11 protein-coding genes are annotated in these 10,480 nt (G+C 45.8%); 5 read left to right on the plus strand and 6 right to left on the minus strand.

From position 1 onward, the window contains the following. Positions 1-119: 119 nt before the first annotated feature. Positions 120-437 carry a hypothetical protein gene (locus EJL04_RS16520; RefSeq protein WP_206429398.1) on the minus strand — a complete coding sequence of 106 codons (318 nt, stop codon included), beginning with the start codon at positions 435-437 and terminating at the stop codon, positions 120-122. Positions 438-1,406: 969 nt separating this feature from the next. On the opposite strand from EJL04_RS16520, the gene EJL04_RS16110 reads away from it, so the two are divergent. The 3 genes from EJL04_RS16110 (at position 1,407) to EJL04_RS16120 (ending at position 4,060) form a co-directional block, all read left to right on the plus strand. Continuing rightward, entirely contained in the window at positions 1,407-1,742 is a 336-nt protein-coding gene (locus EJL04_RS16110) for a cupin domain-containing protein (protein ID WP_021855209.1), read from the plus strand. Between the two features lie 380 nt (positions 1,743-2,122). Continuing rightward, positions 2,123-3,013, plus strand: a complete 891-nt coding sequence (locus tag EJL04_RS16115) for a hypothetical protein (protein WP_125105668.1) — start codon at positions 2,123-2,125, stop codon at positions 3,011-3,013. Positions 3,014-3,070: 57 nt separating this feature from the next. Continuing rightward, positions 3,071-4,060, plus strand: coding sequence for an alpha/beta hydrolase (locus EJL04_RS16120; RefSeq protein ID WP_053398828.1), 990 nt, complete (start codon positions 3,071-3,073; stop codon positions 4,058-4,060). Between the two features lie 380 nt (positions 4,061-4,440). On the opposite strand, the gene EJL04_RS16125 is transcribed toward EJL04_RS16120, so the two are convergent. Then, on the minus strand, positions 4,441-5,535 hold the full coding sequence (locus EJL04_RS16125; protein WP_125105669.1) for a glycerate kinase family protein: 1,095 nt from the start codon (positions 5,533-5,535) through the stop codon (positions 4,441-4,443). A 408-nt stretch (positions 5,536-5,943) separates the two neighbouring features. On the opposite strand from EJL04_RS16125, the gene ilvA reads away from it, so the two are divergent. Continuing rightward, positions 5,944-7,137: a threonine ammonia-lyase gene (gene ilvA, locus EJL04_RS16130; RefSeq protein ID WP_125105670.1), complete on the plus strand. Its 1,194-nt coding sequence runs from the start codon at positions 5,944-5,946 to the stop codon at positions 7,135-7,137. A 123-nt stretch (positions 7,138-7,260) separates the two neighbouring features. Beyond that, a complete protein-coding gene (locus EJL04_RS16135) occupies positions 7,261-7,641 on the plus strand; it encodes a RidA family protein (protein WP_021855215.1) in 381 nt (126 codons plus the stop codon). Between the two features lie 136 nt (positions 7,642-7,777). On the opposite strand, the gene EJL04_RS16140 is transcribed toward EJL04_RS16135, so the two are convergent. The 4 genes from EJL04_RS16140 to EJL04_RS16155 all read right to left on the minus strand — a co-directional run bounded on the left by EJL04_RS16140 (position 7,778) and on the right by EJL04_RS16155 (position 9,826). Next, positions 7,778-8,065 carry a winged helix-turn-helix domain-containing protein gene (locus tag EJL04_RS16140; RefSeq protein WP_053398826.1) on the minus strand — a complete coding sequence of 96 codons (288 nt, stop codon included), beginning with the start codon at positions 8,063-8,065 and terminating at the stop codon, positions 7,778-7,780. Positions 8,066-8,078: 13 nt separating this feature from the next. After that, the gene (locus EJL04_RS16145) at positions 8,079-8,741 is read right to left on the minus strand and encodes a hypothetical protein (RefSeq protein ID WP_125105671.1); all 663 of its coding nucleotides are present in this window, start codon (positions 8,739-8,741) and stop codon (positions 8,079-8,081) included. 4 nt (positions 8,742-8,745) lie between these two features. After that, positions 8,746-9,345: a hypothetical protein gene (locus tag EJL04_RS16150; protein WP_125105672.1), complete on the minus strand. Its 600-nt coding sequence runs from the start codon at positions 9,343-9,345 to the stop codon at positions 8,746-8,748. Between the two features lie 100 nt (positions 9,346-9,445). Continuing rightward, complete coding sequence (locus EJL04_RS16155; RefSeq protein WP_125105673.1) at positions 9,446-9,826, minus strand: DUF2141 domain-containing protein; 381 nt, start codon at positions 9,824-9,826, stop codon at positions 9,446-9,448. Between the last annotated feature and the right edge of the window lie 654 nt (positions 9,827-10,480).

Genomic DNA, 10,480 nt, shown 5'->3' on the forward strand with positions numbered 1-10,480 from the left:
TTCCGGCTAAATTCCGTTGAAGTTTACGCAAAACTTCCATTTCTGATGTCGACAACTGAATTTCCATAGTGCAAAGATACTATTTTTTGAATGATTTTTCGCATTTCACTTACTTTTGACTATAAATCAAAAACTGAAATAAGATATTTGTCATCAGGAAATATATCCAATGAATATTGGACAAGCATGTCTGTTCTTGTATATATGCGCCTAATTATGACTCCGTTCTTTACCAATGCCCATTCTGGGGTGTTATAATTTATCAACGAGTACATATGATCAGAGCTATCTTCTATGGATATAGCCAAGTAAGGCGAAAATAATGTTTTCCATGTTATTTTATCATCATTGTAAAATTTATCATTGCTTAACATAAAACGTGAAACTTCCAATTTGCAATGACTTATTTTCTGCTTATCATTTATAGAATAGCCCATAATTGATGTCTGTGATGAATCAACAACAGACAAAGCATGTAGACAGTATACATAAGCTTTCTTCGTTTTTCTTAGTTTTTTAGCTAAGATTGTATCCCAATGACATATAATAACGGAGTCGTTATAATTTGTTGACCACGAGGAATCGCTTTTGTTTATCGTACTACAACTTTCTACACAAAATGAGACAAATATAATATATATAATGGAATAGTCGATTTGCATACCATATAAATTTAATACTTACAATTCATGTAACCCCAATTATTATCATTCTCTTCCTATAGCAAGAAATATCGGACAAATGTATGTAATATTAATTTGTCAATATTATATATTATGATGCAAATATATAAAATTAAAGTTTAACTACATTTGGTTTATGTATAAAAAGAATAAAATTAACGTAAGTTTAATAATTTGCTTACCTGAAATTACTCTATGACTTACGGGTGAAAAGTGGCCGAGTTACGGGTTGTAAACCGGCCACTAACAGTTTGAAAGTAAATGCGGTTGTATTGGTTAATGAAATACTTTTAATCATAGTCATTCTGTTGTACTTGTAAGGAAAAGAGTGTGAAAAAGTTACGATTTTTAGCCTATTTTCAAGGATGCGGCTTTCTGGCAATCTCTCACGGCTCATTATTCTGCGCTTTTGCTTATTGTTGATAACCTGTAGATTGTGGATAACTCGTATAATTGTGGATAACTTTATTGACTGTGGATAACTCGGCTAAATGTGTATAATTATGTTATTTATGAAAATAAGTTTTGTGTGTTACGGCTAATTTGTGTATTTTTGTCTTTCGTAAAAGTGCCCTGAGCCTTGGCCTTGTTATGGAAATATGGCCAAAGAGGCGGCTGATGAGCTTTATGGCTTAACGGAGCATTTTATATAAATGACGTGCGGCTAATGGCGTTGTTGTTGGCATAAGACAGAAAAATAACGAACATAAAAATAATAAAAGTATGATTATTGATTTTGAGAAGATTAATGAAGAGTCGGTTATGAACTTTAAGGGCGGTGAAGGACAGCTCGACACACGCAACTTTGTTGACTCTGCCAATAAAATAATGATGAGCCGACTGAAGCCGGGAGCTTCAAGCGGATATCACACTCACGAGAACAACAGTGAGATAGTTTACATAATCAGCGGCGTAGGCCATTTCCGCTATGACGACACCACGGAGAACGTGAAGGCCGGCGACGTGCATTATTGCCCGATGGGACACTCTCACGCCATGTTCAACGACGGCACAGACGACCTGGTTTATTTTGCCATCGTGCCGGAACACAAACTTTAATTCATAATTCACAATTTATAATTCATAATTGGGTTGCTTAAACGTTGTTGGGCAATCCAATTACTTTTTTATAATGCATCAAATACGAATTATAAATCTCATTTTACCGAATCCTTAATACTGCAGCGCTTTACTAACAAGGTGAATCATAATTGGCTTGCGCCGAACTTTGTTTTTCCATTCTCAATTCGCCGTTTTCAATTATTTTAGGGATTTCCCTATGTTTTTTAGGAAGTTATAGCGTTGCGTTATTAAAAATAATCCGTAAATTTGTAATGTTTAAAACTTATATATCTGCGCAAAACGCAGGAACTGACTTATAAATTGGCATTGTCAGAGTTCTGCCGTGTTCAGAACCTTAAACGGAAGGAGAGTTATTTATGAAAAAAACATGTGTATTGCTTTTGTGCGCATCAATGATAGTGGCGGGCTGCACCACAGGTGCCGGCACCGGAGCTTATGCCGGTTCAACGCTCGGCGCGCTGCTCGGATCGGCCATTGGAGGCATTGCAGGCGGACCGCGCGGCAGCGACATCGGCACGCTTGTGGGCATGGCAGGAGGCGCTGCCGTTGGCGGAGCCTTGGGCGCACAGGCCGACAAACAGCAGCAGGAATATCAACGATATGAAGACGCAAGGTTTGAGCAGAAGTATGCCGAGCACCGTCGGGCTGCCACAGCCGGAAACGACGGCTACGACAGGCATTACGATGACAGTTATGACAGCCGGAGTTACGACGGTATGAATAACGGCGGCGGATATGAAGACAGCGGATTCGACCCTACAAACAGCGGCGACGATGTGCTCTACGACTTCAACGGCTCTGACTATACGGGCAACTACACCGCCTCTCATCCGGAACATGTCGTGCCGTCGGCGCGGTATGACGAGATAGGTACGCCGGCAAAGGTGGCCGACAGGCTGCCGCTGGAGGTGCGCAACGCACGCTTTGTTGACGACAATCAGGACCATAAACTGAGCGGCGACGAGCTGAGCAAAGTGATATTTGAGATTTACAACGTGTCGGGCTCAACGGTCTATGACGTTCAGCCAATGGTGGTTGAAACTACAGGCAACAAGCGCATATACGTGTCGAACAGCATACACGTGGAGCGCATCGTGCCGGGCAAGGGCGTAAGATATACGGCAATGGTGAAGGGCGGCAAGAAACTGAAGGACGGCACGGCCTGTTTCCGCATATATGCCGTTCAGGGCAACGGCAACGTGGTGTCTAATGTGAGTGAGTTTAACATTGCAACTGCCCGGCGCTGAGGCTTGCACGGAGTGGGGCAAGGCACAGGCAGAGCTTAAATAAGGAGGAAAGAGCAGATGAAGAAAAAGAAGATTGCCTATATTTCTGTTGCGGTTGTGGCCGCATTGGTTTTGCTGACGTTCGGCGCCGGCTGGTTTATGCTCGACTATGCCCTGAAGCCCGATGAAGGACGCAGGGACACCACGGCGTTTTATAAGCAGATGAGGCAAGAGTATCCATGGACAACTCCCTGGCTCGACAGTCTGAAGCATGCCGGAGCGCTGCGCGACACCTTTATAACAACGCTCGACGGCGAGCGCCATCATGCCATCTTCGTGCGCAATCCGCGCTCAATGGGGCGCACGGCCATACTGGTTCACGGATATAAAGACTGCTCTATACGCATGCTGCCCATAGCAAGCATATACGAACGCATGGGGTATAACATACTGCTGCCCGACCTGCATGCCCACGGACTCAGCGACGGCAACGACATACAGATGGGGTGGAAAGACCGCAAGGACATAATACGCTGGATATATGTTGCGCGCGGAATGTTCCGCAGCACCAAGTATCAGCCACGCATGGTGCTCCACGGCGTGTCGATGGGAGCCGCCACGGTGATGAACGTGTCGGGCGAGAATCTTCCTGACGGAATCTGCTGTTTTGTTGAAGACTGCGGCTTCACGAGTGTGTGGGACGAGTTCAGCCGTCAGCTCGGCGACCAGTTCCATCTGCCCGATTTTCCTGTGCTTCATGTGGCAAGTCTGCTCTGCAAGCTGCGCTACGGCTGGACATTCGGCGAGGCGTCTCCGCTCAGTCAGTTGGGCAAGCAGCACACGCCTATGTTCTATATCCATGGCACGTCTGACGATTATGTGCCGTCGGCAATGGTGCTTCCGCTCTACAACATGAATCCGGCTTACGAAAACAAGGCCGACAAGACGCTGCGCTATAACGACATATGGCTCACGCCGGGCTGCGCCCACGCAAAGTCGTATCACGACTATCCGTATGAATATGAACGGAAGGTGAGAAACTTTGTAAGCAAGCATGTCGGAATGTAGTAAGGGTTGAACGGATAGTGGAATTTATTCACAGATGGAGAGCAAAAACATAGGGACGTACCTGAGGTGCATCCGTCTTTCGGCTTAGAATGTTTTTATGTTGATGATATTGCTTTTATTTGGACGCACCTGGGGTACGTCCCTACAGAAAATGTTATTGGAATATTGCTTGTGATTACGTTGTAAGGCTATGTAAATCACAGAGTTATAATGATGTTGACGTAAAAATATAGATATAAACAAAACGGACAACAGTATAATGCGTTACTGTTGTCCGTTTTGTTTTCTGTATGTCAAAATGCTTAGGGCATATCCGTAAGAGCCTGATCAAGCCCTTTATAGATGATGGTTGTTCACGTCATATTGTTTCGGCTGTATACTTATACATGTTTCTCGGTTGAGGCTTCTTCGAGCAGCAGGCGTATGGCGTTGCGTATGTTGTTGCGTGCGTTGTCTTTCTTCATCGCTTCGGTTATGTCTGCATCGTCAGGCGTTACGGCCGCTACACGCGTAAATCCGGCGTCAAGCAGCGCCTGCCGGTCGTCCACTTTTCCGGCGATGAGCCATGTCGGCAGTCCTTTAGCCTTTGCCGCCTTCATCACGTGATAAGGCATTTTGCCCATTAGCGTCTGGCGGTCGGCATGTCCCTCGCCCGTAATAACACAGCAGCCTTCGGTCAGGCGGCTGTCAAAGTCGGCCAGGCTGAGCATAAGTTCGGCGCCCGCCTTCATCTCTGCTCCGAGATATTGCATGAAGGCATAGCCCAGTCCGCCTGCTGCTCCTGCTCCGGGCCTGTCGGACAAGTCGTAGCCGAAGTGGCGAGCCGATATTTCGGCAAATCTCATTGCGCGGCTGTCGAGCATCTTAATCATGTCGGGCGTTGCCCCTTTCTGCGGTCCGAACACTGCAGCAGCCCCGTCGGGGCCGTAGAGCGGATTGGTTACGTCAGAAGCAAGAGTGAAGCGGCATCCGTCGCGCAGTTCTGCGGCAATGTCGTCAAAGTGACCGCCCCTTGGTGCCAGCTTGTCGGTTATGGCCATCATCATGCCTATGCCCGCATCGCTTGTGGCGCTCCCGCCCAGACCTACAATAAACTTTCTGCATCCGCGCTTGAAAGCCGACGCTATCAGTTCGCCTACGCCATACGACGTGGCGCGCATGGGGTTGCGCTCCTCCTCGTCTACCAGCGTCAGTCCGCATGCCTGAGCCGTCTCTATTATTGCCGTGCCGTCGGCCGTTATTCCATACTCAGCCTCCGTGAGCCGCATCATTGGGCCGTGTACGGATGTTGTAACGATATCTGCTTTTAGTGCGCCGGCAAATGCCTTCAGCATGCCTTCGCCTCCGTCAGAAACAGGAATGAGTTCTGTCTGATAACTGCTGTCGTAGTCGGTTATAGCTTCGCTGACTGCCTTTTCGGCTTCATATGACGTAAGGCAGCCCTTAAACGAGTCTATTGCCAGAATATATTTCATGTCTTATATGGTTTTTTGAGTTTTTCTTCGGTTAATGCTCATCTTCTGCACGCCGGTTACATTCATGTGCGATGCGGTCATTGCAGACTAGGCTTTAGGCGTCAGTCATGCAGTTTTTTTATTAAAACACCGCAGTCAAACTGTTTGCCGGCTGTGCCGCCGTAAAAAATCTGTACAGGCTTTAACTTGCGCAAAGGTAAGCATTTATTATGATTTGCACAAACAATGAAATCATGCATGTTGCATTTATGCAAGTTTTGTCCTTTTTGAAAACAGATGACGTTCCTTTTTGTTTTTCCATTGGTACGGGACATTATGTTAAATAGGTGAAAATAAATAGGACGATATTCGTCGGCTACGAAAAAATGTTGTAATTTTGTGTTACCAAAATCTGGAAAATTTAATATTATGCTCAATTTAGATGATCTTTACAGAGCGCGGTATGTGCTTGGTGAAATATTAAGACGTACTGACCTTGTCAGAGCTCCTAAGCTTAATCCGGAAAGTGATATATATCTGAAACCGGAGAACCTTCAGATAACAGGTTCGTTCAAGATCCGCGGAGCTTATTACAAAATATCTCAGCTTACAGAGGAAGAAAAGAAGCGCGGCGTTGTGGCCTGCTCAGCCGGCAACCATGCCCAGGGCGTGGCTCTCGGTGCTACGTCACACGGCATCAAGTCGCTCATCTGTCTTCCTGAAGGCGCGCCTATCAGCAAGGTTGAGGCTACGCGCCGTCTCGGTGCCGAGATTTGTCTCGTGCCCGGTGTTTACGATGATGCATATCAGCGTGCAATGCAGTTGCGCGACGAGATGGGTTACACCTTCGTTCATCCGTTCAACGACGAACACGTGATAGCAGGACAAGGCACAATAGGTCTAGAACTGCTCGAGCAGCTTCCTGATGTTCAGGCAGTTGTCGTGCCTATCGGCGGTGGCGGTCTGATCAGTGGTGTGGCATACGCCATGAAGTCGCTCAATCCTAAAATAGAGATTTATGGCGTTCAGGCTGCCGGTGCTCCCAGCATGTATGAGAGCATCAAGCAGAAACAGGCTATAACATTGCCTCAGGTGTCTACTGTTGCCGACGGTATTGCCGTTAAGACTCCTGGCGACCTTACTTACGACATCTGCTCAAAGTATGTTGACGATATCTGCACCGTGTCTGAAGACGAGATATGCGCAGCAATCCTGCGTCTGCTTGAAGAGGAGAAGATCGTTGCCGAGGGAGCAGGAGCTGTAAGCGTTGCGGCTGCTATGTTCAACAAGGTGCCTATCAAGGGCAAGAAGACCATCTGTCTTGTCAGCGGCGGAAACATCGACGTTACTATTCTTAACCGTGTTATCAACCGCGGTCTGGAGAAGGGCGGCCGTATATGCACAATATCAATGGAGCTTGACGACAAACCCGGACAGCTCTATGAGGTCAACGGCGTTATCGCAGGCATGGGCGGCAATGTGCTTAGCGTATATCATGAGCGCAGCGCATACAGCAAGAAGATCAATGCATGTGAGCTGAGCGTAAAGATTGAGACACGTAACCACGAGCATGTGGAGGAGATTAAGGAGAGCCTGAAGTCAAAGGGCTTCAAACTTAAATAGTCAGCCTTCCGGCGGCGTGTGTACAGTCATGGCGCGGCAGTTGCTTATGCGTATGGTGTGTCATGCAGAACAATTAAAGTAATAAGATAATAATAACAATAAAATTTTTAAAATTAAAGAGAAATGAAAGCACTACATTCAGACAAAGCTCCTAAGGCTTTAGGGCCTTACAGCCAGGCTATCGTAGCCGGTGGATTCGTATTCGCATCAGGTCAGGTGCCAATCGACCCTGCAACAGGTGAATTTGCAGAAGGCGGTATCAAGGAGCAGACAAAGCAGTCGCTCACAAACGTTACCAACGTATTGGCTGAGGCTGGTATAGACCTTACACATGTTGTTAAGACAACAGTATTCCTTTCAGACATGGACAACTTTGCTGCCATGAACGAGGTTTACGCTACATTCTTCAAGGAGCCGTTCCCGGCACGTTCTGCTGTTGCCGTTAAGACTCTGCCTAAAGGCGCCCTTGTTGAGATTGAAGTTGTTGCAACATTAGAGAAATAATATTGCCAATAATAAAGTTTATGGGGAACCGGCTTTGGCTGGCTCCCCATTTTTTTGTTGTTTGTCTGAATATATTGTGTTCGGGCGTATTTATGGTTCTATGGTTTTATTTCGTTTTGCAGTATGTGCCAGGCACCTATTGCGGTGAGATATAGCTTCTCAGCGCCTCTACATATTCCTCAAAGGCCTTCAGTCCCTTATCGGTTATGCGGCACGTTGTGCGCGGCTTCTTGCCTTGAAATCCCTTTTGGATCTCAATATATCCTGCGTTGCTTAGTTTGTCAAGCTGCACGCTCAGGTTGCCTGCCGTGGCCCTAGTCTGTTCTTTCAGATAAACGAAGTCGGCTTCGTCTACGCTCATCAGTATCGACATAACGGCCAGTCGCAGTTCGCTGTGCAGCAGCGGGTCAAGTGGTTTAAACATTCTTGCTTTTCAGTTATTGTTCTTTCTCGTTCAATTTTGCTTCGTTCTGTCTGCCTTTGGGCTTTCTGTTCCTGTATAATGCGATAGCCCCTGGTATAACCATCATCAGCATTCCGCCAAAGATAACGGCCGCCATCTCTTCAGGTCCATTACAATCAAGGGCTGCTTTTATACTGCTATATGAACCGCAGCAGGCGAACAGCGATATCATCTCGCTTTTCAGCACGATGCCGGTCATTATGGCTGCAAAAGTCATGCAGATGTTTATTGTGGCAGATATCGGCAGTTCTTGGGCTATAGGGTCATTTCCAAAATTGGTAACCTGACTCGCCACTGTTGAAGTGAATATTACCACTGCAAATGTTCTCCATATATTTTTTGTGATGTCATTTATGAATGATTTTGGTACACCGGCTGTGTCTTCTTCTTTAATCATTTTGTGGTTGATTATCAGCCCGATGAAGACCATCACAATCCATCCGAGATTGCAGTAATAAGAGTTTGTGTAGCTCCACAACAATCCTATAACGGTTGCCGTTACGCATATAAGAATGCCCCATGTCAGAAGAGTTATTGCGCAGTTGCGTGTAATTACTTTTCGGCTTTGCTCAATAGTTTCGCGTATAATCTCGATACTGTGTTCTGCTGAAAGCTTCTTGTTTTCTTCCGTTTCCATATCGTCATTTTTTATATTGTCGGTTAATGATTATTCCGGGTATAACCAGAATGAAAAGTGATGTAAGGCATATTGCAAGCGATTCATACGGTCCGGGATACATAAGTGCAAAGTTGGCTGGCACCACTGATGCCACGGAGAATGCGGTTATGAAGGTGTGGCGGAGCACAAGGCCCGTAATCAGCCCCGTGAGTCCCAGCAGAAGTATCAGCACTGTCGTTATAGGCAGCTTGACCATATATACCGTGCTGTCAAACGAAAGCGTGCCTATGACGGCTGCTATGAGTGCAAACAGACCGAAAGATATCCATGATATTTTGAGCACTCTGCTGAAGAAGTTTGTAGGCCTTTTCTTGTCCTTGCGGCTCTTTGCTGCTGTAACGCTCCATCCAATGATAGCCATCAGGAACCAAAGTGCATTCCATGACGGATTGTCCGTCGTCTGCCATAAATAGCATACAGCCACTGATGTTATGCATGTGAGTATGCCCCAGAATATCATCGGCATTCCGGCGTTGCGCATTATGTCGGTGCGGCTTTGCTCAATGGTCTCGCTTATTATCTTGAGGCTGCGTTCAGCCGAGAGTTTTTCATTATTGTCCATTTCAAATTTAATTTTGTTGTTCTTAATATTGTATAATCTCCGGCACCGGCCCGCTTTTATAGGCCGGTGTTAGGAGGTTGTCAGCCTGTCAGTCAGCCTGTCAGTCATGTCCCTTCATCTTGTCGGGGACATATATAAGCTCGATGTCTACCTTGCTGTTGCTTTCGCTCAGTTCATAGTCTCCGAAGGCGCAGTATTCCATTGGTATATTGTCCTTCTCGTCGAGTTGTCCGTTGCCGTTCTCGTCATGAAAGACATATATGGTGCCCTTTCCGTCAGGCACGTCCTTTATGGTGGTTTCAATCTTGCCTTTCTCGGCCTTCACCTTAGCCCATTGTCCGCTCTTCGTGGCTACAAGTATCTGCCCCTTGTCGTTCGGTATGTTGCTTACGGTGAGCTGCATGTCTCTTTGTGCCGAGGCGGTTGCTGTGGCCATAAGTGCTATGGCCAGCATAGCGGTGCTTAATATCGCCTTTTTCATAGGAATAGGTTTTAACTGTTATAAACTTCATTTACAGTTCTCGCACTCGTTTCAGTCACTCTGCAGCTGTGGCTTCACGAGTTTTATCCGGATATATTGCAAATATAAAGCAGTTTATAATATAAACCAAATAAAAGTGAAAATAATAGTTGCTTGGTTTAAATATTTTAACATTATGATGGTCTTATTCAGGGAAAACGCCTAAACGTTAACTCATTGTCGGGAAAATTATATTATGCAGAACGCCATGATTTACATTGTAAAACACCGTCTTTTGTGTTCTCATATGCCGTGTTTTGCATGGTGAAAGGTGCCCTTTTGGATTGTGGTTAGGCATACCTTGACAAGTAACGGCATGATGTATGCCACTTAATGGCGGCAGGGTAGGGGGAAACAAAAAATTTTTTTGTAAAAGAAACGTCACTCGTCACAAGCGGCCATAACCTGCTGTTATGTAGTCAGTTATAGTGTGACGAGTTGAAAAGACAACTCATCACGGCATGTCTCTTTATCTGATTTGGTCCTGTATGTGTCCTTTCCTAAAATTGGTTGACTTCTAACAAGCCATTCCCTGATTAAAGTTGACTCTGGTTAAACTTATAACTGTTATTGGTTGACTCTACTTTTAATTACTGATTAAAGTTGACTTTTACC

Source organism: Prevotella marseillensis (assembly GCF_900625065.1).
In the GTDB taxonomy this organism is placed as follows: domain Bacteria; phylum Bacteroidota; class Bacteroidia; order Bacteroidales; family Bacteroidaceae; genus Prevotella; species Prevotella rara.